Annotated in this window: 24 protein-coding genes and 1 pseudogene; 15 read left to right on the top strand and 10 right to left on the bottom strand. The window is 51.5% G+C overall.

Translation table 11 applies throughout. The features are described 5' to 3' along the window. The first annotated feature begins 84 nt into the window (after positions 1-84). The 3 genes from C2U43_RS22675 to C2U43_RS22665 all read left to right on the top strand — a co-directional run bounded on the left by C2U43_RS22675 (position 85) and on the right by C2U43_RS22665 (position 2,885). A protein-coding gene (locus C2U43_RS22675; protein WP_089617520.1) for an IS3 family transposase occupies positions 85-1,292 on the top strand; the annotation gives its coding sequence in 2 pieces (ribosomal slippage) (positions 85-406 and positions 406-1,292; 1,209 coding nt in all). 20 nt (positions 1,293-1,312) lie between these two features. Next, positions 1,313-1,777, top strand: coding sequence for a hypothetical protein (locus C2U43_RS22670; protein WP_158654564.1), 465 nt, complete (start codon positions 1,313-1,315; stop codon positions 1,775-1,777). Next, positions 1,764-2,885 carry a helix-turn-helix domain-containing protein gene (locus tag C2U43_RS22665; RefSeq protein ID WP_032635512.1) on the top strand — a complete coding sequence of 374 codons (1,122 nt, stop codon included), beginning with the start codon at positions 1,764-1,766 and terminating at the stop codon, positions 2,883-2,885. Before C2U43_RS22670 ends, C2U43_RS22665 begins: the two co-directional genes overlap by 14 nt. A gap of 593 nt (positions 2,886-3,478) precedes the next feature. Here C2U43_RS22665 and C2U43_RS22655 read toward each other — a convergent pair. The 5 genes from C2U43_RS22655 to C2U43_RS22635 all read right to left on the bottom strand — a co-directional run bounded on the left by C2U43_RS22655 (position 3,479) and on the right by C2U43_RS22635 (position 5,984). Then, complete coding sequence (locus C2U43_RS22655) at positions 3,479-4,051, bottom strand: inovirus-type Gp2 protein (protein WP_023326605.1); 573 nt, start codon at positions 4,049-4,051, stop codon at positions 3,479-3,481. A 97-nt stretch (positions 4,052-4,148) separates the two neighbouring features. Beyond that, positions 4,149-4,370 (bottom strand): DUF7828 domain-containing protein, encoded by a 222-nt coding sequence (locus tag C2U43_RS30245; protein ID WP_437702775.1) that lies wholly within the window; start codon positions 4,368-4,370, stop codon positions 4,149-4,151. Next, positions 4,367-4,684, bottom strand: coding sequence for a hypothetical protein (locus C2U43_RS22645; protein WP_103285828.1), 318 nt, complete (start codon positions 4,682-4,684; stop codon positions 4,367-4,369). Before C2U43_RS22645 ends, C2U43_RS30245 begins: the two co-directional genes overlap by 4 nt. A 203-nt stretch (positions 4,685-4,887) precedes the next feature. Continuing rightward, positions 4,888-5,466: a rolling circle replication-associated protein gene (locus C2U43_RS22640; RefSeq protein ID WP_023326606.1), complete on the bottom strand. Its 579-nt coding sequence runs from the start codon at positions 5,464-5,466 to the stop codon at positions 4,888-4,890. A gap of 278 nt (positions 5,467-5,744) precedes the next feature. Then, positions 5,745-5,984, bottom strand: a complete 240-nt coding sequence (locus tag C2U43_RS22635; RefSeq protein WP_013878127.1) for a helix-turn-helix transcriptional regulator — start codon at positions 5,982-5,984, stop codon at positions 5,745-5,747. 452 nt (positions 5,985-6,436) lie between these two features. On the opposite strand from C2U43_RS22635, the gene C2U43_RS22630 reads away from it, so the two are divergent. The 8 genes from C2U43_RS22630 (at position 6,437) to C2U43_RS22595 (ending at position 11,933) form a co-directional block, all read left to right on the top strand. Then, complete coding sequence (locus tag C2U43_RS22630) at positions 6,437-7,534, top strand: hypothetical protein (RefSeq protein ID WP_023326607.1); 1,098 nt, start codon at positions 6,437-6,439, stop codon at positions 7,532-7,534. Positions 7,535-7,632: 98 nt separating this feature from the next. Further along, positions 7,633-8,526: a GTPase family protein gene (locus C2U43_RS22625; RefSeq protein WP_023326608.1), complete on the top strand. Its 894-nt coding sequence runs from the start codon at positions 7,633-7,635 to the stop codon at positions 8,524-8,526. 284 nt (positions 8,527-8,810) lie between these two features. Then, positions 8,811-9,488, top strand: a complete 678-nt coding sequence (locus C2U43_RS22620) for a hypothetical protein (protein WP_023326609.1) — start codon at positions 8,811-8,813, stop codon at positions 9,486-9,488. Positions 9,489-9,586: 98 nt separating this feature from the next. Continuing rightward, complete coding sequence (locus tag C2U43_RS22615) at positions 9,587-10,405, top strand: DUF932 domain-containing protein (RefSeq protein WP_023326610.1); 819 nt, start codon at positions 9,587-9,589, stop codon at positions 10,403-10,405. A gap of 70 nt (positions 10,406-10,475) precedes the next feature. Continuing rightward, positions 10,476-10,949, top strand: a complete 474-nt coding sequence (gene radC / locus C2U43_RS22610) for a RadC family protein (RefSeq protein ID WP_023326611.1) — start codon at positions 10,476-10,478, stop codon at positions 10,947-10,949. 15 nt (positions 10,950-10,964) lie between these two features. Beyond that, positions 10,965-11,186: a DUF987 domain-containing protein gene (locus C2U43_RS22605; protein ID WP_004129348.1), complete on the top strand. Its 222-nt coding sequence runs from the start codon at positions 10,965-10,967 to the stop codon at positions 11,184-11,186. A 20-nt stretch (positions 11,187-11,206) separates the two neighbouring features. Beyond that, the gene (locus C2U43_RS22600) at positions 11,207-11,557 is read left to right on the top strand and encodes a type IV toxin-antitoxin system YeeU family antitoxin (protein ID WP_023326612.1); all 351 of its coding nucleotides are present in this window, start codon (positions 11,207-11,209) and stop codon (positions 11,555-11,557) included. A 34-nt stretch (positions 11,558-11,591) separates the two neighbouring features. After that, positions 11,592-11,933 carry a TA system toxin CbtA family protein gene (locus C2U43_RS22595; RefSeq protein ID WP_023326613.1) on the top strand — a complete coding sequence of 114 codons (342 nt, stop codon included), beginning with the start codon at positions 11,592-11,594 and terminating at the stop codon, positions 11,931-11,933. 223 nt (positions 11,934-12,156) lie between these two features. On the opposite strand, the pseudogene C2U43_RS22590 reads toward C2U43_RS22595, so the two are convergent. From C2U43_RS22590 to C2U43_RS22570, 5 genes and pseudogenes are all read right to left on the bottom strand, one after another. Further along, a pseudogene (locus tag C2U43_RS22590) lies at positions 12,157-13,012 on the bottom strand (phosphorothioated DNA-binding restriction endonuclease). Between the two features lie 494 nt (positions 13,013-13,506). Then, positions 13,507-14,763, bottom strand: a complete 1,257-nt coding sequence (locus tag C2U43_RS22585; protein WP_103285827.1) for an NAD(P)/FAD-dependent oxidoreductase — start codon at positions 14,761-14,763, stop codon at positions 13,507-13,509. Then, positions 14,750-15,004 carry a (2Fe-2S)-binding protein gene (locus tag C2U43_RS22580; protein WP_057068533.1) on the bottom strand — a complete coding sequence of 85 codons (255 nt, stop codon included), beginning with the start codon at positions 15,002-15,004 and terminating at the stop codon, positions 14,750-14,752. Before C2U43_RS22580 ends, C2U43_RS22585 begins: the two co-directional genes overlap by 14 nt. Continuing rightward, complete coding sequence (locus tag C2U43_RS22575) at positions 15,001-16,104, bottom strand: NAD(P)/FAD-dependent oxidoreductase (protein WP_103285826.1); 1,104 nt, start codon at positions 16,102-16,104, stop codon at positions 15,001-15,003. The genes C2U43_RS22580 and C2U43_RS22575 overlap by 4 nt, the downstream gene beginning before the upstream one ends. Further along, entirely contained in the window at positions 16,101-17,042 is a 942-nt protein-coding gene (locus C2U43_RS22570; RefSeq protein WP_103285825.1) for a 4-hydroxyproline epimerase, read from the bottom strand. Before C2U43_RS22570 ends, C2U43_RS22575 begins: the two co-directional genes overlap by 4 nt. Positions 17,043-17,350: 308 nt before the next feature. Between C2U43_RS22570 and C2U43_RS22560 the strand changes: the two genes are divergently transcribed. The 4 genes from C2U43_RS22560 (at position 17,351) to C2U43_RS22545 (ending at position 22,460) form a co-directional block, all read left to right on the top strand. Further along, the gene (locus tag C2U43_RS22560) at positions 17,351-18,166 is read left to right on the top strand and encodes an AraC family transcriptional regulator (RefSeq protein WP_008786078.1); all 816 of its coding nucleotides are present in this window, start codon (positions 17,351-17,353) and stop codon (positions 18,164-18,166) included. Between the two features lie 138 nt (positions 18,167-18,304). Then, positions 18,305-19,225: a dihydrodipicolinate synthase family protein gene (locus tag C2U43_RS22555; protein ID WP_003830108.1), complete on the top strand. Its 921-nt coding sequence runs from the start codon at positions 18,305-18,307 to the stop codon at positions 19,223-19,225. A 14-nt stretch (positions 19,226-19,239) separates the two neighbouring features. Further along, on the top strand, positions 19,240-20,847 hold the full coding sequence (locus tag C2U43_RS22550; RefSeq protein ID WP_103285823.1) for an aldehyde dehydrogenase (NADP(+)): 1,608 nt from the start codon (positions 19,240-19,242) through the stop codon (positions 20,845-20,847). Between the two features lie 11 nt (positions 20,848-20,858). Then, on the top strand, positions 20,859-22,460 hold the full coding sequence (locus C2U43_RS22545) for an APC family permease (protein WP_103285822.1): 1,602 nt from the start codon (positions 20,859-20,861) through the stop codon (positions 22,458-22,460). The last annotated feature ends 3 nt before the right edge of the window (positions 22,461-22,463 follow it).

Raw genomic sequence — 22,463 nt, 5'->3', positions numbered from 1 at the left:
GCCCCCTGAAACACCGGACAGTAGCTGTATCTCCAGATAAGAGATAGGCTTGAATATATGTCTAACACTAACGCCAATTTTGAGATGACCGGGATCCTGTTAGGGCAAGAAGTCCGTAAACGTAAAACTCCTCAGGAGAAGATCGCCATTATCCAGCAGACGATGGAGCCGGGTATGAATGTCTCCCATGTCGCCCGCCTGCATGGTATCCAGCCCAGCCTGCTGTTTAAGTGGAAGAAGCAATATCAGGAAGGCAGCCTCACCGCCGTTGCGGCTGGAGAGGAAGTCGTTCCTGCTTCTGAGCTTACTGCTGCTCTGAAGCAGGTCCGGGAGCTTCAGCGCCTTCTGGGCAAGAAAACGATGGAAGTTGAGATCCTGAAAGAAGCCGTGGAGTACGGTCAGTCGCGAAAATGGATAGCGCACGCGCCCTTGTTGCCAAAGGACGGGGAATAGCCATGGTCAGCCGGACCATGGGCGTGTCGCGTGCGCAACTGTCACTGCGGATTAACCGTTCTGCCGACTGGCAGGACAGGCGCTGTAACCGGCGTAATGAAGAAGCAGACGCAGAAATACTGTCGGCTATCCTCAACATTATCAGCGATATGCCGAGTTATGGTTATCGACGCGTGTGGGGCATCCTGCGCAAGCAACGTCGCACAGAGGGACAGCCACCTGTGAATGCCAAACGGCTTTACAGGATAATGAGCGAGCATAACCTGTTGTTGTTGCATCACAAACCAGAGCGACCGAAGCGTGAACATAAGGGCAAGATAGCGGTGGCAGAAAGCGATATGCGCTGGTGTTCAGATGGCTTCGAGTTCGGCTGCGACAACGGCGAAAAACTGCGGGTAACGTTCGCGCTGGACTGCTGCGACCGTGAGGCCATAGACTGGGCAGCAAGCACGGGAGGCTATGACAGTTCGACCGTGCAGGATGTGATGCTGAGGTCGGTGGAAAAGCGCTTCGGCGACAGGTTGCCCGACACAGCGGTGCAGTGGCTGACGGATAACGGTTCAGCGTATACCGCGTATGAAACGCGGAGGTTCGCGAGAGAGCTGAATCTGGAGCCCTGCACAACAGCGGTGAGCAGCCCGCAGAGTAATGGCATGGCCGAACGGTTCGTGAAAACGATGAAAGAAGACTATATCGCGTTCATGCCAAAACCGGATGTGAGAACAGCACTGCGAAACCTTGCAGTAGCGTTCACGCATTACAATGAAAACCACCCGCACAGCGCGCTGGGATATCACTCCCCGAGGGAATACCGGCGGCAGCGGACATCGTTAACTTAAGATACAAAAGCTGTTCGGAGATGGAGGGTCAAGATCAGGTTGTCAGTACTTCTATGGATTTTGTCTTTTCGCTTAATGAGGTTCCATTGCAGTTTGTCACTGATAGACTGGATCGTCCTAGAAAGCTCCACCGCCTTCTTCGCAATGAAAAAGAACAGCGCCAGATATCCATTTTCGATGAGGAAGATACCAGCAATAGTTTAATTTGGCGCGTTTATGCTGAAAGGTTTATCGATGATGTTACGGACAAAGATGCACCTCCTACATGGATAATTACTATGGTTGGCTTAGATGAAACGGGCCGCAAGGTCAGTCTTTATGAGCATATATCTAAAGTAATTACGCCTATATCTTCTGCATCTGAAGATATAAATTCAGATCAAATTAATCAGCTTCCAGCGCCTAATGAAATACCTCCTACTAAACTCAAACGTAGAAGCATAAAAGACGACAAAGACCAAAGTGGTAAAAATGGGACTCTTTGACTCTCTAACTCAGTACCGGGGTGACCGCGTGAAATTAGCTAGGTTAGCTAAGGGCATGTCCGGAGAGGATGTGGCTAACGCCCTCGGTGTTACCAAGCAATTTATTTCGAAACTTGAAAGAGGCTATCCGCCTGCGGATGCCATGTTGTCGCAACTTGCTAATGTTTTGGGCGTATATGATTCATTTTTCTTTACGCCTCGCCCCCATCCTCTGGATGGGGAGCATTGTCATTTTCGCAGTAAACGCTCAAGAACTCAGACATTGGCGAATACTGTCATGGCTAGGGCGGAGATACTGGATGAATTTATTCGCAGGTTAGAGATTGAAGTTGAGTTTCCGGTTCTAGATTTACCAGATGTCTCAGAATTGCCGTTGCAGTCACCTTCTGATATTGAACGTATCGCTGAGGAGTGTCGACGTTATTGGGGGTTGGGCTTAGGCCCAATTAACTCAATGTCTAATTTCGTCGAAAGCATAGGTATTGTAATTGCTCATGTTTCAGATGTTGATGACAGAATTGATGCTTTTACCGTTAACAACGTTCGTCCAATCATAATTCGTAACAACGCAAAAAAGAGCATTTGTCGTTACCGGTCAGATATTGGGCATGAGTTAGGCCACCTAGTTCTGCATGAGGGGATAATTACTGGCGATAAAGTAACCGAGAACCAAGCTGACCATTTTTCAAGTGCTTTCATGATTCCAAGGGTTTCATTTATCAATGAGTTTCCCAAAATGCGAGGGTCTCATTTGGATTGGAACGCTCTGGAGGATTTCAAAGTTCGTTGGAAAATAAGCTTGCGTATGTCCCTGTATCGCGCCTGTTTGTTAGGGTTAATAACACCAGAAAAAATGAGGACGGGGTTTATTCATCTCAACTCTAAAGGTTTTGTATCTACAGAGAAAGGGGACGATCGCATCACTGGGGACTCTCCAGGGATGATACAACAAGCTATCAGTATGCTTGATGATTATTCTTGGGAAGCTGTATTGGAAGATGCAATGATTAAGCCCGAATTTGTACGTGACAACTTCGATATTAACAGGCCGATAGTTCCTCAGGGCGGCAACTTGGTTTCAATTTATAAGTATAAAAATTTTGGTTAATATTCGTCATCATACAAACAAACACTGCTGTGATTTGACTAATAACTAGTTAAACACCTCCGTAGCTACTTAATATATAAGCCCCGCCAATATGCGGGGTTTTATTTAGATATTCGGAATCCCCCTCCCATTGCCCTTATGGGGAATATCATAAAGAATTGATTTATAGTAAGTTGTAGTCATGCGGTCATCGGAAAACCCAGCTTCAGTAGTATGTCGAAATATTCATCTACTGATTTTGGAGGTCTTTAGCTGGCTCGCTGATTTTGGAGTATGGCTTTACCGAAAAGACCAAAAAGCGGTCGTGGGGGCAGATGCAACATTATCACGGTAACCAGTACGCTCGCGGGAAAATCACACTCGTTCTGGCCGTAGTAACGGGAGGTAACATTTTATCAATTCTGGCTTTCAACCGGCTAAATGGCACTGTAAAAGCGTTCTTATCTGAACGGCTGATGATGAAAGATGACATGCTGGTAACGTTATCATCCGCTCCTGCCACTGTCCACCACGCATTGTGAGTTCAACGGGTCGATGCAACGCTAGCCTTAATCGAAGGAGAACGTTGCCATGAAACGAAGAACGCATATTAATTACATAGTCAAACAGCTCCGGGCAAAAGCAACAGGTGAGGCTATTTGCAATGCTGCATCTCGTAACTCTGCATAACGTTTATCGAAAGCTGCTGGATTCGTTCTCTCTACCCGATGTACCTTTATTTCCGTTAACTCCCCGTTCGGTTCTACTTCACACCATGCAGCCACCAGCAACGACATGACCTCCTGAATTCCATCCATTGCTGAAGAGTCATGTCGGGGATGACTACAAACACCCAAATTGAATAGCATCATCATCCGACATGTCGAGGTACTTTCTGCCTCCCACAACCAGCGAAGAAGAGTAGGCTGCGACGGTTTACCCGCTTCAATACGTATCTTTGAATATTCGCCAATTCTGCAATAGGCTTCAGCGTAAAAACGTAGCAACTGGGCATTACCTTGTTTTTCGTTGTCGCAGGAGTGGCAATTCGCATACTGTAAAGTAAACCCCAGCGCAGACAGTCGTGGGTAATGATCAGTCGCCTGCTGCAAAACTCTACGAATAAGCATGACATTGTTACCATCAGAGTTCGTCTTTAACGCTTCATTTTCATTGCAATTGTTCATCGGTTTCTCTTTCAGTAATGGAAATTAGGGGGGCGCGTTTAAACGGGGAAGTTGTGGCCAAATAGGTTTTTTCTGCTTTTGATGCGGGTTATTACGGTTAGGAACATTCCACGTTCGGGCATGCCATGAAATCATCTGATGCCATAATGGTTTTATCATGCATAAAATGAGATTCCTGCCCGTCCGGGGCAAGAACCAGCACTACCGGACTGCTGCAGTGGAAGCAGTACAGTTTCCAGAATGAGGGAGAGCGAAAATCTTCCGCGTTGACCAGGTTCCCCCATTCATCGACAGCCCATTTAGCCGGTTGTTGTTTTATACCGATACCTCACATTTTGTCTGGACAGAGGATGCAGGCAAATCACCGCACCACTGGCCTTCTGGTAAAACTCTGCTGATGTGTTGCTGGAGACCTTCACAGGCCTGTTGAAACTTGCAGGTATCGGCAGAACTTGCCCGTCGGCAGTAGAGCAGTGAGGCTTTACTTAACTGCCCAAGGGCTCTAAAACGCCAGCCACGCCGCTCGGCATCACTGCAACACCCAAACAAGCTATCCCGGCAGACCCGCAGCCGGGTGATATATAAACGGTATTCCGCCACCTTGACCGCGATCTTGTTCTCTGGTTGTTTCATTTTTGATTTCCCTTGTTTGACAGGTATGAGAAATACCCGACAGGTAAGCTGCCGGGTATAAATGGAGTTGTGAATTGTTGATTCAGTAAAGGTCGGAACGTCAGGCTTCCAGGGGCAGGTTCAGTCACGACTGCGAGGACATTATTTGTCGCCGTAATAACGGGGTTTGTACAGGATGCAGAGCCAGTTGCGTAGCCGTAGCATCAGGGGCCTGGCTTACGTGGACGCCCTGCCGCTGAGCGTGGAGGAACGTCATTACAGCCGTATGCACACAAACCTTCTTTTTGTTCTTCCTTAGCCAGATAGCTCAGAACATGACGGATATTGTTAATGCTTTCCGGATCGTTATACCGAACAGGTATATTGATATTTCCAGAATACTGCGGCCGATATTCACATCGGTGCGATACGCCGTCCCGGTGCGTTATTTCCTCCCAAAGTGTATTTGCTGTAAGGGCAAAGGGATAAGAGTGCTGTGTTTTTTGTCTGTCCAGCCAGAATACGACATGTGCATGGTATCTATGTCGTTCAGTCCATTCGACAACCCAGAAATAGCCCACCACACCTTTCTCTTTTGTCATTTTCTCCATTAGTTCACGCAAGTCATGTTCAAGTGTTTGGTGATTTAAGTGTGAATACCTGGCACTTTCCTTTTGGTAGAAAAAATCCATACGTAATGCCAAAAGGCATGAGTATCTGTTTATCATTTCATCGATGTGTGCATTAAGAACTGAAGCCAGGAACCAGTCTTCATTAAAATTTCTATCTGAATTTTTGAGCATAATTATTCCACGGCTGATGATGAGAGAGGCCAGTGCAAGCACTAAGTTAATGATGTTTCATGCAAGACTTTTCTTTAAGGTAATGCTGAGCTGATACTTAAATTAATTATTGCTTTAAAGACGAGACTGGTTGTTCCAATAGTATTTGCGAGGGTGTTTAAAAGAGACATTGACAGTAAGCGGTGAATATAAGAACAAATGAGAGTGAGTATAATTATATTAAAAAACCTATATTAAATTACGTAACCTTCCTGTGTAAAACACCAACACTAAAGGTTCTAACCTCGAGATGCTTGTATTCTTTCCAGCATCCATTTTTCCACTTCGCTTTTTAGCCAGCGTGAGCTACGCCCCAGTTTAATTGGTGCAGGGAACGCATTTTCTGAAATTAATCGGTAAAACCATTTATCGGTCATGTTTGTATAGCCAGTGATGAATGTCATATCAACGAGCTGATCATTCAGTAAAGATGTGGTTGTTTGGGTACTGGATGATATCGGATGAGTTTTGTTTGTCATGGTAATGCTCCCGCGATTTAGTGTGAGTTCGGGAGAGGGCCAGTTGCCATCAATAGAGTAACGGGCATCCTTCTCATACCATCAGCTGATAAGTAGAAAATTACATCAGCTAGTTCTCACCAGCTAGTAGTGCTGTCAGGACACAACGTGTCCAGCCCTGTACCCTGATAATAAGAACAGAACTGACGTGAGCTACATTCGCGGTGCGCGTGACAATGTAAAACATAGTGAATGCCTGCCACAAATTTATGTATGCTGTACAAGTTTATGAATGTTCATTTTTACCTGGTAAATTGCCGGAACCCCCTTTATTTTAGAGGTTGGCGTCGATTTTACTCTTACAAAAAACTTACAATTTTAGAGCTATTTTCATTCAAAATGAAAACTTGTTTACTTCATAATCGATTCATTATACATACTGTTTATGGTGGATTTTACTACAGGAGGTAACGGTGAGTGATAGCGATAATGAGAATTATTATCTGAAAGGGATTGGTAAACTGGGCGCTGAAGAATTAGCAAGGCCAGACGAACCTCTCCATGAGGGAGGGAGCCGCTTTACCAGTCCTGAGAGCGAATTTAGTATCGACTCTTTGCCAGAAGACGAGTCTGCGCAGGCAGCCGAGGATTGTGATATTGAAGACAGGACGGGAGAAGCGGCCTCAGGCAATCCGGTATCTGAAAGCAGCAAAAACGCCACTGGGGCTGATGAAGCTTTTAAGCGTTTGATGCAAAATATACAGGCCGGGGAAAAACGCAATGTTAAAACTAAAAGTCTTCATGGTGAAGATTCTTCATGTCTACAAGACGTCGATTTAAAGTGGTTGAAGGGGGCGGTTAATTCACGTGCTATTTTTTGGTTTTGGGCGTATATACGAAAAGCCTCTGCGCGGGAGCTTTGTTTACCTGAAAATACTGCGGGGTTAATTCCGGAATGGGATCGAAAAGAGGAAGGCTTATACTCTTTTTTCAGACTACCTGGTAATCCAACGAGTTCAGCTGAAAGAAGTCGGGTAATTATTTCCTTCATGAATAAACTTTCTTATTCCCTCAGTCCATATCAAAGTAAGAAAACATTCGATTATATTCGTAGTATCTGGCTTGTTTTTAATAGTCAGGTTCAAAGCCCCAGATGGTTAAAGAAAAATGATAATGAAGGCATTGAGTGGGCATGGTCGTATTTATCAAAGAAAAAGGAGATAAAAAGAAATGTTCTGTCCTGGTTTAAACCCGCAGACCTTAATGAGCGATACATTGGTGTAATGGGCGCGATTGATTGCTGGGCCATCCCGAGTAAACTGGATGTGGAAAATTACAGAAAATTTCTGGATGATAAAAGCGCACTTCTGAAAAAAATGAGTGATTCTTTTAAACAACGAAAAAGAAGGTCTGGAAAACATGATTTGACAATCTCTGCCAAAGCCAGCAAGGAATTATCTGAGTTAGCAGTGGTACTTAATAAAAAAGAGATTAAAGTTATTGAAAAACTTATTCATGATGAGTATCTAAGATATAAAAGCAAGCTTTTTGATTACAAAAATCCATCCTAGACAGGCAACGATAACTCCAAAAAATATAACGCCTACATTACTCATGTGAGTCGCCGGGAGAAAAATTTCCCGGCATAGTTTTTTCACAGGAGTAAATCATGCCTCAAATCCCCGATCCGCAGGATACCAGTGATGCGGTGCGTACCTGTCTCAATCTCTTACCCCGGCAAGCTACTGAACGTATTCTGTCCCGCCTCAAGGAGGCGATTAACTATGAACCCGTGATAGGCATCATGGGCAAAAGTGGTGCGGGCAAGAGTTCATTATGCAACGCGCTTTTTCAGCAACCCGTCTGTCTGACCAGTGATTTGCTAGGCTGCACCCGGGAACCCCAGCGTCTGTTACTCACCGTTGGTGAGTGCAGCATGACACTGGTGGATTTGCCTGGGGTGGGCGAGACACCGGAATACGACGAGGAATATCTGGCGCTCTATAAGGCGTTGCTGGTAGAGCTGGATTTGATTATCTGGGTACTGCGTGCCGATGACCGTGCCCGGGCAACGGATATCACGGCATACAGGGCACTGATGGAAGCCGGTGCCGACCCTTCACGTTTCCTGTTTGTACTGACTCAGGCCGACCGCATTCCCCCCCTCAGGGATGGTGAACCCTGGCAGGCATCACCTTCTTCTGAGCAATGCCTTTCACTGGCTTCAGTCAGTGCGCAGGTTGCCGGTCAGTTGCCGTCCTCTTTCCCGGTCATGGCTGTCTCTGCACATACCGGCTATAACCTGCCCGCCCTGGTGGAGTTGATTGTGCATGCCTTGCCCGTACAGGCCAGCAGTGCCGTGTATTGCCAGCTGAAACCAGAGCATCAGACCCCGGACACTGACGCCGCTGTACGGCAGCAGTTTGGTGAGGCAGCGGGTAAGGCTTTTGACACGGTGATTAATCCTGACCACCTGCCTTCTGTCTGGACTGCTCTGTTAAGGAGTATCCGACAAAAGTTAGTGCAACTTGCCACGGCATTATGGGACCGAATATTTGGATGAAATCCACCGCTTTACCCCTCAATTACCACATTCAAAAAACAGTATATTGATCTGTAAAAACGATCGATAATAGAATATCGATCGTTTTTGTCTATTAAAATATCGATGTATAAGCCCCCTATTGATCGCTTTTACCTATCAAAGCAAAGGGATATTTCTTTCTCAAAAGTGTTCATGAGCACGACGAACAGGGACGTTGACGTGATGGTCCGGATACAAAGATGCATCAGGTTCTGTGTACCGCGTCCTCCGTTGCCGCTTCTGATTCATTAATAAGGTGACATATGAAAATTCAGACCGTGATTGCACTTGTTTTGTCAGCCATTTCGGTTTCTGCTCAGGCGGGTAACTGGGCTGTGAAAAACGGCTGGTGCCAGACGCTGACCGATAATGGTCAGGCACTGGTGATGCTGAAAAACAACACCATTGGCATTTTTGGTCAGTTGCAGGGCTGCCCCAATGGCCCGCAGGAGCTGATGGGGAGTCGCATCAGTGTAAACGGCAATCTGGTACCCACATCTCAGTTGTGCAACCAGCAAACAGGATTTAAGGCTGTTGAGGTTGAAGGTGGGCAGGCACCTGCAGCCGCCAGAAAGGCAATTGCTTCGATTGCAGGTCAGGAAACATCGACCCTTCAGGTCTTTGGTGCGCAACTGACATTCACCCGTGGGGACATGATGACGGTCTGCCCGAAATACGTATCTGGCCTTGCAGCCAGTGCCGGGAGTCAAGCGCCGGAGATTAACAAAGGCTCAGTCATGAAAGCGGCCAAAGAAGCGTACACGAAAGAGTATGACCGTGACACGGCTGAGGCCGCTGATTTTGGCAGCTACAAAGTGGAGGGAAATACTGTGGTTTATGAGGTCTACAATGCCGGATATCGTACCTACGATAAGGTGGTGGTGACCGTTGGTGCTGATGGTAAGGCCACCGGTGCCAGGGTTGAATACATGGGGCAATAACGTCTTATCCGCCACGCCATTTTTAATGTTAAAGGCCATGTTCCTTCGGGAGCGTGGCCTTTTCTTTTTATACCGATAAACACACAAAGGAGTGGAACATGCGATTAGCATCCCGCTTTGGTGCGGTGAACCTTGTTCGCCGTGACCGTCCCTTAACCCGTGATGAACTTGCTCACTATGTTCCCAGCGTGTTTAGTGAGGAAAAGCATGAATCGCGCAGTGAGCGCTATACCTGCATACCGACCATCACTCTGTTGGATAACCTCCAGCGCGAAGGTTTTCAGCCGTTCTTTGCCTGCCAGACCCGTGTGCGTAACCCCGACAAGCGGGAACACACCAAACATATGCTACGTCTGCGCCGCGAAGGGCAGATTACCGGTAAACAGGTGCCGGAAATTATCCTGCTTAACAGCCATGACGGTTCTAGTTCATACCAGATGCTGCCGGGACTGTTCCGAGCGGTCTGTCAGAACGGACTGATTTGCGGCGAGAGCTTTGGAGAGGTGCGAGTGCCCCATAAGGGCAACGTGGTGGAAAAGGTTATCGAAGGGGCTTACGAGGTGCTTGGGGTGTTTGACAGGGTGGAGGAAAAACGCGACGCCATGCAGTCACTAATGCTTCCGCCACCAGCACAACAGGCACTGGCAAAAGCTGCACTGACATATCGCTTTGGCGAGGAGCATCAGCCTGTGACGGAATCACAGCTATTGGCCCCTCGTCGCTGGCAGGATGAGTCCGGAGATCTCTGGACAACTTATCAGCGTATTCAGGAGAACCTAATCAAAGGTGGTTTGAACGGTCACAATGCAAAAGGAGGACGCACACATACACGTGCAATTAAAGGTATTGATGGTGATGTGAAGCTGAATCGAGCTCTGTGGGTGATGGCAGAAAATATGCTGCAACTCGCCTCATGAACGATATCTCCGTGTTTGTTTATAGCCCTGTAGCTGGTTGTTACGGGGCTTTTTCTTTTAAGGAGCCACCATGTCCGAACTGATTTTACCTTCGGTCTTCCCGATGAATGAGCAACGAATCATCCGTCGTGCCCTGCGATTACTGGAGAAATATCAGCGGCAGCCCTGTGAGTCGTTCCTAGCCGCTAGTTTCGCGAAAAAATGGTTACAGCTCTATTTGGCAAAGCAGGAGCGCGAAGTCTTTGTTGTTATCTATCTCGATAATCAACATCGTCTGCTGGAGCATGAAACGCTCTTCCTCGGCACGATTAACCATACCGAAATTCATCCTCGCGAAATTGTGAAATCTGCACTACGTCATAATGCAGCTGCGGTAATCATCTCTCATAACCACCCCTCTGGCATTACCGATGCCAGTAAAGCTGATAGAGCCATTACGTTCAGGATTATAGAGGCTCTGGGGCTCGTCGATGTCCGGCTACTGGATCATTTCATCATTGGTGATGGTGAAGCGTTGTCGTTTGCTGAGCATGGATGGCTATAAGAAGAGGAAGGGCTAATGAAAATCATCAGTAAGCGTCAGGCGATGGCAATTTATCGTCTGCATCCTGAATCCCGATTGTTTCAATTCTGTACTGGGAAATATTGCTGGTCCGGGAGCGTCTGCCATTACTACGGTCGTGAAGTTCCGGATATCAAGGGTGTTCTGGCTGTCTTTGCCGAGCGACGCAAGGACCGGAACGGACCGTATGTCTCTCTGCGCAGCGTCACTCTCAATTAACCTTATTAAAGGAGCTTCAGATGCCGAGTAAGACACTGACAGTGAATGATGATACCGCTGAGCCCTGGTGGGGGCTGAATCGTAATGTCATTCCTTGTTTTGGTGCACGTCTAGTCCAGGAAGGTAACCGCCTACATTATCTGTCTGACCGCGCCAGCATAATAGGCCTATTCAATAAAGCGGATTTGCTCCGTCTTGACCAGGTATTTCCTGTTCTGCTGAAGCAGGCGGAGCTCATGCTTACCAGCGGCGAACTGAATCCCCGACACCAGCATTGCGTCACCCTCTATGCAAAGGGGTTGACCTGCGAAGCTGATACGCTGGGTTCCTGTGGTCACGTCTATATCTCCATTTATCCTACTCAACGCTAATTAACTTTAGAACTCACTTTTACGAGAACAACTCATGAATACTTTACCTGCAATAAACCAGCGGGCTGTTCAGTTATGCCCATCGCCCGTAACTATCTGGCAAACGTTGCTAACTCGTTTATTGGAACAACACTACGGGCTGGCGCTGAACGACACACCGTTCGGTGATGAAAGCGTCATTCAGGAACATATCGATGCCGGTATTACACTCGTTGATACTGTTAACTTTTTGGTGGAAAAGTACGAGCTGGTTCGTATCGACCGCAGGGCGTTTGGCTGGTTGGAACCATCCCCATACTTGCGAGCTGTAGACATTCTGCGAATGCGTCGGGACATGGGGCTGTTGCGAGGCTGCAACCACACTGCAGCAATGTGAAACTTGCGGGCATCCTCCCGATAGTTAAAACATCCCTGGCTGAAATGATTCTACCCAGTATAATCGCTGCATCATCTTTGAGTTGATCCAGATACTTTGTTATTCGCTGATTTTCAAAAGAAAGTAGTTGAGTATACAACTGAGTATACATATGCAACTCATTGGTTGTTAATCACTTAAAATTCAGTTGATTACCATTGAACGGCGAGTCCGGCCTTCGCACTCACCCTCTAAACACCTCCTTCCTGTGCCACTCCACAAAACCTTCTTTTGGATAATTCTCGCGCATCATCGGTAGAGCAATCTCCTTCCCGTCGAAATCCCAGAATAGTCTGCCCACCATGCCGCTGCCATTTACTGCGGGTGACACCTGAACTCGCATACTCTCATCCAGCCCAATCGAACCTTTATCAAAGGCTTTATGGTGGATTGCACACAGCGCCAGGCCGTTTGAAATCTCGCACGGGCCGCCGTGCTGTTTCCATTTAATATGGGCGGCTTCCAGGGCAACCGAAGTGCTGTCGTGGCGCATATTGAAGCCACAAATGGCGCATTCATAGTTATAGGCACGCAGAACCTGCTGGCGGAACAATGGGTCCCGCTGTTTGCGGATTTGCAGGATATCAAACCCCAGTTCATCCGCGATCTCTTCCTGGATGCTTTCGTTGAAGTGAGCCTCGAGAATTTGCTGTGCCAGGGTGTTAATGAGGTTGTTGCTCTTTTTCAGCAGGGCAAAATGTTGTTCATCAAAGCCTCCGGCAACGTTATGCGCCACCAGTTCTCCGGCAGGGGGCTGTTTGCTGCTGCCGGATGTTGAGCAATGCTCGGAGTTTTGTAGCTCCCAGAACCCATCTCCCTGTAAGCGCCAGAAGGGCATATCGGGGCGGTACTGCGCGCGCTGTGGCCCAAATCAACGGGTCGCGAACTTCCGACCCGTAGTCAAACAGGCGACCGTGACCCTGCTGATACCCCGCCAGCACATGAAGCAGCAGCAGAGGCTTGTGCGGCGCACGCTGCTCGCCTTTACGCCAGATGGTGATGTCGGCAATTGCCTGTTGCAGGGATTTACTGGAAGTCATTGATTTCATTTTCGGGTAAATAATTGCGATGATGCTCGCAAAATATCACTTAATCAAGCGTTGCTGTGTCTATTTCGGCCAACACTAAAAACAATATTCATTATCGAATTCGCAGATTAAATAAAACACTTTTTTCGCCATGTTATTTTTAAGTTATTCATGCTCATTCATAGGGGGGGATAAAAAACCTTTTTTTAGTAAGTGTTATTTTTCTAACTATATGAAAAGAAAAGGTTATTTACTGGGGTGTTATGCTTGTTTCTGCTTGTTAATAAAAGCAATATTGGTAATTTGAAGTGTTGGGTTTATCATATTTTAACCATGAATTACATTCCCTTTATATTTTTGAATGTTTGGCATAAATAGGACGCTCGGTTCCCAATACACAGAGCGAAATAGATATGGGTGAAGATGAAAATTATTCCCTTTGACGAAACGGTCTACGGATACACCACATCAAAAAAGGCGCCAGTGGGCGCCTTTATACCTGACCATCATCCCTCTGGTTTTGCGAGATGGATAAGCGTGTCGACACGCGCGGGGGAGAGCGGTTCGCGCGGCTGCGGCAGCGGCCAGCCGTACAGCCAGCGGGCGCTGGTGGCGCAGACTTTTCCCTGGCAGGCTCCCATTCCACAGCGTGAAGCGAGCTTTGCCGCCTGCCAGCTTTCGGCGTTTTGCACGTCGCCACAACGAATATCCTCACAACGGCAGAGCAGCGTATCCGCGGTGGTCGCGGCTTTTAGCGACTCCGGCAGCGCAAACGTCGTATGCAACGCCTGGGCAAAACGCTGCCAGCGGGCGCGCGCAGAGACGGCGCTTTGGGCCTTTTGCGGACAATTTGCGGCGGCGTAGCCGGCAATTTCTCCCTCGGCTAACGCCAGCTCGCTGCCGCCAAAGCCGGTGCATTCTCCTGCCGCATAGATGTCCTGCACGCTGGTGCGTTGATCCGCATCGACCCAAATAGCCTGATTTTCTGTTTTGCAGCCAAAGATTGCGCCAGGTTCTATATTCGGTACCAGCCCATAGCCAATGGCCAGCCTGTCGCAGGCGATCTCTCGGGTTTGTCCCTGGTGGCGCACGGTCACTGACTGCAGACAGGTATCACCCTGCGCTTGGATGACCTGGCTTGCCGGATGATATCGGGCTGGAAAGAGCTCGCCGAACTGACGCAATTTTTCAGGCCAGCGCCATAGACCGGTTGCGAAACGGGCCAGTGCGGTTATCGGGGCCTGTTCGATGATGGCGACGATATTTCCGCCAGCGCGTTTCACCGTACTGGCGACCGCCAGCAGAAGAGGACCGCTGCCTGCAATGACCACGCGTTCCCCCTTGAGTTGCAGGCCATGTTTTATCTGCGCCTGCAGGCCTCCGGCCCCCGTCACATTGGGGAGTGTCCAGCCGGGAAAAGGCAGCGAGAGTTCTCTGGCGCCGCAGCATAAAATCAGCCGCTGCCAGCGGATTTCGCCGCAGTCGTCTGCGGTTTCGAAGACTACGGAATGTGGGTTGGGGCGGGCAATCAGCCGGGCACCGCTCAGCAGCGTAATGTGGGGATGTTCAGCTACCGCCTGACGAAGCCGTCTGGCGTCCCGGGGGAGTGAGACCTGCGGCCCGTCGCGCCAGATTTGCCCGCCGGGGCGCGGGTTGTCATCAAGGATTATCACTGATTTTCCACAGCGTGCGGCAGCCAGTGCCGCCGACAATCCGGCAGGCCCTGCGCCAAGGATCAGGATCTCACAGTCAACGCTTTGCATGATGGCTCCTTTCAATCACCATTTCGGGCTGGCATTCCGTCTGGCAGGCCAGCACCCGATGTCCGTTCACCGTGACGCGGCACTCCTGGCACACCCCCATTCCGCAGAAGGGCGCGCGCAGTTGACCACTCACTGAACGACGGGTCACGCCGTTGCCCACCAGGGCCAGTGCTGCTGCAATACTCATTCCGACGGGAACCTCACAGGTCTGGCCGTCGATAATTACGTTCAGGGTCGTCATGCGATGGCCTCCTGCTTGTGCAGACGTGCGGGGAGCCAGGCGTCCGGGGACACCGCCGGGCGCTCGCCAAGGATCTGGGCGCAAAGTAACTCGGCGGTTGCTGGCGCGGTTGTGACGCCGAGTCCTTCATGTCCCAGCGCCAGCCAGATACCCGGACGCGCAGGATGTGGGCCAATCAGCGGGTTACCGTCAGCCGATGCCGCGCGAAAACCGCTCCAGCAACGGATGATATTTAGCGTTTCCAGGGAGGGTAAAAAATGGCGCGCGCGCGCCAGCATCTGTGCCAACAGGGGGAGATCAACCTCGCGGTAGGTGTTATCAAACTGGCGGGAGGAGCCAATCAGCAACTGTCCGGTGGGGCGTGGCTGAATGTTAAATGCCACTGAGGTGCCGCCTGCATGGGCGCTGGCACCGTATCCCAACTCTACCAGCTGGTGGCTGAGCAAGGGGCCGTAGCGGTCGGTAATCGCCAACTGGCCTTTTTTGGGTCTGAGCCAGTTTTCGTCCAGCAGCATATTGGCCCCCAGACCGCTGGCGATGACGATGGCGCGTGCGCGCAGTCGTTTACCGCTGTGTAGGGTGACGTAAGGGGCATCAACAGTGAGAGCGCTATCCCGAAGGTGCGTTAAATCGGCATCGTTAATAAACCAGCGGGCGACGTTTGGGGCGTAAACTATCCCGTCGCCGGGGACCCACAGCCCGCCAGCTAGTCCGGTGGTGAGCAGCGGTTCGCGCGCGGCAAGCCGATCGCGGGTCTGCATTTCGCTGACAACCTGGTATTGTGCCATCCGCTGTTTCTTTTCTTCTGCCAGCGCAAGCTCTTGCGGCGTTTCCGCCAGCCACAGCGTGCCGCATCCGCGCCAGGCACAGCTTTCCGGCATCCGGGGCGTCAGTTTGCGCCAGCTCTCCAGAGACCAGGCGGAGAGTGCGAGCTCCGCAGGATCGTCATCCATGCACACCAGGTGACCCATACCCGCCGCCGTCGCGCCCGCATTGCCGTCATCGACCAGCGTGACTCGCTGTCCGCGAGCGGCCAGTTGCCAGGCGCAGGCGGCCCCGATAATCCCGGCACCGATAACGATGACGTCACTTTCGATCACAGCGAGATCCCCCAGCAGAACGGATCTTCAGGATTGAGGATCAGCTTGTTATCACCACAGACCCATGCCTCCCCGCGGATCGTCGGGACGATCTTGTCGCCATGCGGCACGAAATGCGCCGTAAATTCGCTGCCGATGATGCTCGCCTGCCGCCAGGATTCTCCGGATTTGAGTTTTCCGTCCTCTGCCAGACAGGCCAGCTTAGCGCTGGTGCCGGTGCCGCAGGGCGATCGATCCCAGGCTTTTCCGGGGCAGAGTACAAAGCTGCGGCTGTCCGCGCGATCATCTTCTGCAAACAGTTCGATATGATCGATAATGCCGTTATGTTCTCCACGGATGCCTGCACGATCTAACCCTTCACGGATTGCCCATGCGTACTCCGTCAATTCAGGGATCTTTTCCGGCGAGACCGCGAACGGGTGATCGTTGACGAGGAAGAACCAGTTGCCGCCCCAGGCGATATCACCCGTTACCGTACCGTGGACGGTTTCAACCTGTACCTGCTTACGCCAGCGGTAGGCCGGTACGTTTTCGACCGAGACGCTGCCGTCTTCGTGCAGCGTGGCGGTCACATCGCCCACCGGCGTTTCAATCAGATGTTTACCGGGTTGAATGCGCCCAAGCCATGCCAGCGAGGCAATCAGCCCGATGGTGCCGTGACCGCACATGTTCAGAAAGCCGCAGTTATTAAAGAAGATGACTCCCGCCGTGGCCTGTGGCGAAACCGGTTCACAGAGCAATGCACCGACCAGAACGTCGTTACCGCGTGGCTCAAGAATAATGGCTTTACGCCAGTCGTCGTAGTCGCGGGAAAAGCGCTCGCGACGCTCGCTCATGTTCCCCGTTCCCAGATCCGGAAAGCCGTCGATGACCAGGCGAGTGGGTTCACCGCCGGTGTGAGAATCAATCACTCTCAGTTCACTGTACTGTGCTGTCATAGGATCTCCGGAAAGTTAATGTTTTGTTGCTAAATGCTGGCGCAAGCTTTGCGTCCCGGCTTGATCGCTTTCGTCACTGTAAATGACGAAATCAGCATAATGGCCGCTGTCATCGTTAAGGTGATATCATATTTATTTGTTATTAATCATTTTGTTAGTGGTGTGGTAAACCAAAAAAGGCAACCGCGCCAGTGGCTGGAAAAGGGGAAATTTTAAATCTACGGTAGGATCGCAAAACGCAGTAAGGATGCTTGCTGAGTTAACAAAAAGTTAATAAATATTCAAATCACTAATCGGGAGGAAGCGTGATGTCCTGTGTGATTAATGATGTGCGGGCCCCGTCGCCGGTGCCTGAAGTGGCTGAACTTAGCCAGATATGTGAGGGGTTGGCGCGTCAGCGTCCGGACAATATCCAGACGTTGCTCCATGCGATGGCATTGATTGCGCCGCTGCTCAATGCTATTCCGAATGTGGTTTTTTTTATCAAAGATGTGCAGGCCCGCTATTTGATGGTCAATATGACCCTGGCACGACGCTGCGGGTTTAAGACGGTCGTTTCTCTGCTGGGTAAAACCTCTGCTGATGTTTTCCCTTCAGCGCTTGGGCTGGGCTATACCGAGCAGGATATGCGGGTGCTGCGCGAAGGGGTAACGCTGCGCGATCAGCTGGAAATGCATCTCTACAACGGTCGTGAACGCGGCTGGTGTTTGACCCAGAAGCTGGCGCTGCGGGATGCGCAGGGCCAGGTCATCGGTATGGCGGGGATTTCACACGATCTGCAGGAAGCGCAGGCGCGTCACCCGGCGTGGCAGCGGCTGGCGATCGTCGACGATCATATCCGCAACCATTATCACCGTCCCATCGCGATGGAAGAGCTAACTGCCCTGAGCGGCATGTCGGTGGCGCAAATTGAGCGCTACTGTAAGCGTATTTTTCATCTCACTCCGCGCCAGATGATCCACAAAGTTCGGCTGGAAAAAGCCACCGAACTGCTGGCGGGCGATACGCCGATTACCGATATTGCGTTGCAGTGCGGTTATACCGATCACAGCGCGTTTAGCCGCCAGTTTAAGGCGATGACGGGCTCTACGCCGCGTGATTTTCGTATTACGCTTGCCGGGTAAGACACACTCACTGTGCTAATTTCGTCATCAAAGAGGAAGAAAACCACCAAGCAGTCGGTCGCCTGAAACGTCAATCTGTCAGTGAATATTCACCATTCATTCACTTTCAATTAACAAATTGACGACAAGGAACCGAACATGAGCAAGAAAGCCATTCACTGGAGCGGTGTATTCCCGGCAGTCAGCACCCAGTTTCGTAGCGATTATTCCCTGGATCTGGATGCCACCCATACGGTGATGAAAAACCTGGTCAAGGATGGTGTTTCTGGCCTGGTGGTGTGCGGCAGCGTGGGGGAGAACACCTCTCTGACAACGCAGGAAAAGCTACAGATCATCGAAGTAGCGAAAGATGCTGCGGGCGGTCAGATCCCGGTTATTGCGGGGGTGGCCGAATTCACCACCGCGTTTGCACAGAAGATGGCGAAAGAGGCAGAGCGCGTGGGCGTCGACGGTATTATGGTGATGCCTGCGCTGGTGTATTCCTCAAAACCGCATGAAACAGCGGCCCACTTCCGCAGTGTGGCTACGGCTACCGACCTGCCTATCATGGTGTACAACAACCCGCCGATTTACAAAAACGACGTGACGCCGGACATCCTGGCGACGCTTGCCGACTGCGACAACATCGTCTGTTTCAAAGACTCCTCCGGCGATACCCGCCGTTTTATCGACCTGCGTAATTCTGTTGGCGACCGCTTTGTGCTGTTCGCTGGGCTGGATGATGTGGTGGTCGAGAGCATTGCCGTTGGGGCGGAAGGCTGGATCTCCGGAATGTCGAACGCCTTCCCGCGTGAAGGGGAGACGTTGTTCCGCCTGGCGAAACAACAGCGTTATGAGGAAGCGATGGCGCTTTACCGCTGGTTTATGCCGTTGCTGCATCTGGATGCGCGCCCGGATCTGGTGCAGTGCATCAAGCTCTGTGAAGAATTGCTGGGGCGTGGCAGCGCCATTACCCGTCCACCGCGTCTGGCGCTGGAAGGGGATACCCGTGCGCAAGTGGTGGCGATTGTTGAGAAGGCGCTGGCGACCCGTCCACAGCTGCCGGATGTCGGCCTTTAAGTAAAGGAGTGATGATGACGCTACCTCTCTCTGTTTTGGGTCAGCAGTTTATCGCCGGACGCCGCGTGGCAAGCGGTGAGGCGACGCTGCCAAGCCTGCGTGCCGCTGACGGCAAGCTGACCGGGTACCATTTTTACCCGGCCTCTCGTGAGGAGGCCGCCGCCGCGGCGGAGGCGGCTGACCAGGCGTTTCCTGTCTATTCACAGACCGCGCCGGACGTGCGTGCCCGCTTTCTCGACACCCTTGCCGGCGAGCTGGATTTGCTCGGCGAGGATTTTTTCGCCATAGCCCACCAGGAAACGGCACTGCCGCTGGCGCGGTTACAGGGAGAGCGCACCCGTACCAGTAATCAGCTGCGCATGTTTGCCGGGGTGCTACGTCGGGGCGATGCCTTTGGCGTACGTATTGATACCGCACTCCCTGACCGCCAGCCCCTGCCGCGTCCGGATCTGCGTCAGTATCTGACCGCGCTTGGCCCGGTGGCGGTGTTCGGGGCCAGCAATTTTCCGCTGGCCTTTTCTACGGCAGGAGGCGATACCGCATCCGCGCTGGCGGCGGGTTGTCCGGTGGTGGTGAAAGCCCATCCCGGACATATGGCGACGGCGGAATTGACTGCCCAGGCGATTGTGCGTGCGGTCGCGGCATCTGGCCTGCCTGCGGGTGTTTTTAACATGATTTTCGGCACCGATATTGGCGCGGATCTGGTTCGCCATCCGGCGATTCAGGCGGTGGGTTTTACCGGTTCGCTGCGCGGCGGTAAGGCGCTCTGGCAGCTGGCGCAGCAGCGTCCGCAGCCGATCCCCGTCTTTGCGGAAATGTCGGCCATTAACCCGCTGATTATTCTGCCGCAGGCCGTCGCCACGCGGGCAGAAACGCTGGCCAATGAGCTGGTGTCCTCTTTCACTTTGGGATGTGGGCAGTTTTGTACCAAGCCGGGGCTGATCCTTGTCTTACGCGGCGAGGGTATGTCCCGCTTCACGCAGGCGCTGAAGGTCGCGGTTGACCAGGCACCGGCACAGATCATGCTGAATGCCCCGACGCTTGCCCATTATGAAGAGGGTGTCAGCGCGCTTGAGGCACATCCGCATATTCAGCGTCTGGCTGGGTCTGATGAATCGGTTATCGGCCGCGCGCAGGCCCGGTTGTATCAGGCTCCGGCTTCGCTGCTGCTGGCACAGGATCCGCTGCTACAGCAGGAGGTGTTTGGCCCGCTGGCGGTGTTGGTCGAGGTGGCCGATGAGGCGGAGTTGCAGTCCATTTTGCGCGTGATTCCGGGCCAACTGACGGCAACCGTGCACGCTGAATCTGATGATGGGCCGCTGGCGCAGCGCCTGCTGCCAGCTCTCACTGAAAAAGCGGGACGCGTTTTGTTTAACGGTTATCCAACCGGTGTCGAGGTTTGTGATGCCATGGTGCACGGTGGTCCGTGGCCTGCCACCACCGATGCTCGCGGTACCTCGGTAGGGACGCAATCCATCGACCGTTTTTTACGCCCGGTATGCCTGCAAAATGTGCCTGCCGCGCAGCTTCCGCCTGCTGTCCAGGATGACAACCCTCTGAACCTGCTGCGCCTGATTAACGGGCAGTGGACCCGGGAAGCCATTTCCCCCTCTGTTGACTGAAGGGCATGACCATGACGATTCACTCTACGCACCAAACACAGGCCCGCGTTGCTGAGGTGGGTAAATTTAAAAAGCAGCTAACGCTAACCGACCTGACGTTTATTGGGCTTGGGGCTATCTTCGGTTCCGGCTGGCTGTTTGCCGCAAGCCATGTGGCATCGATTGCCGGACCTGCGGGCATTGCCTCGTGGGTCATCGGCGGAATTGCCGTTTTGCTGTTGGGGATTGTCTATTGTGAGCTGGGCGCGGCACTGCCCCGTGCCGGGGGGATTATCCGTTATCCGGTCTTTTCCCACGGTGAGTTGATGGGGTATCTGCTTGGATTTATTACGCTGATTGCGTTTTCAAGCCTCATCTCCATAGAGATTGTTGCCGCGCGGCAGTATGCGGCAGCATGGTTCCCGATGCTGACTCAAACTGGCTCAAGCGACCCAACGCTGCTGGGATGGATAGTGCAGTTTTTGCTGCTGTGTTTGTTCTTCGGGCTGAATTACTACAGTGTAAAAACGTTTGCCCGTTCCAATAACATCATCAGTATTCTGAAATTTTTGGTGCCGTTGGCGGTCGTTGTGACGCTATTTACCTTTTTCAAACCTGAGAACCTGCACATTCAGGGAATTGCACCCTTTGGTATGTCGGGCGTTGAGGCTGCGATTAGCGCCGGTGGGATCATCTTCGCCTACCTGGGGTTGACGCCAATTATTTCTGTGGCGAGTGAAGTAAAGAATCCGCAGCGTACCATCCCGGTGGCGCTTATTTTATCCGTGGTGCTGTCGACGATTATTTACGTGCTGTTGCAGTTGGCATTTCTTGGCAGTATTCCGACCGAAATGCTGGGTGGCGGCTGGGCAGAGATCAGCAAGCAATTCTCGCTGCCGTACCGGGATATCGCCATTACGCTCGGTATGGGCTGGCTGGCGTTTATGGTGGTGTGCGACGCGATTGTCTCCCCAAGTGGTACCGGCAATATCTACATGAACGCCACGCCGCGCGTGATTTATGGTTGGGCGAAAGCAGGCACCTTCTTTAAGACGTTTACCCACATCGATAAAGAGTCTGGCATTCCGCGTCCGGCGCTGTGGCTGACCTTTGCATTGTCTATCTTCTGGACATTGCCGTTCCCGTCATGGGAACAGCTGATAAGCGTGGTGTCGGCGGCGCTGGTACTGAGCTACGCCATTGCCCCGGTCACGGCGGCGGGGCTACGCCGTAATGCACCGGATTTGCCGCGCCCATTCCGCGTGCGTGCCTTCGGGATTATCGGTCCGGTGTCGTTTGTGATTTCGGCGCTGATTGTATTCTGGTCTGGCTGGGGCACGCTGTCATGGCTGCTGGGTCTGCAGATTGTGATGTTTGTCGTCTATGTGCTTTGCAAATCAAAAGTGCCGGTACACACCGTAAGTCTGGCGCAGCAGGTGAAATCGTCTCTCTGGCTTATCGCCTTCTACGCGCTGATTATGCTCTTCTCCTGGCTGGGTAGTTTTGGGGGCACAGGGGTGATTGGTCATCCGTGGGATACGGTGGTGGTAGCGGTGATGTCGCTGGGAATTTACTACTGGGGTGAGCGAACCTGTCTGCCGCGGGCTAACTTTACCGGTGATGAAGAAGAGTAAAGG

This window comes from Citrobacter freundii complex sp. CFNIH9 (genome assembly GCF_002903305.1).
In the GTDB taxonomy this organism is placed as follows: Bacteria; Pseudomonadota; Gammaproteobacteria; order Enterobacterales; family Enterobacteriaceae; genus Citrobacter; species Citrobacter portucalensis.
The sequence above is the reverse complement of the archived record's forward strand: the minus strand, read 5'-3'. Positions and strand labels throughout refer to the sequence as shown.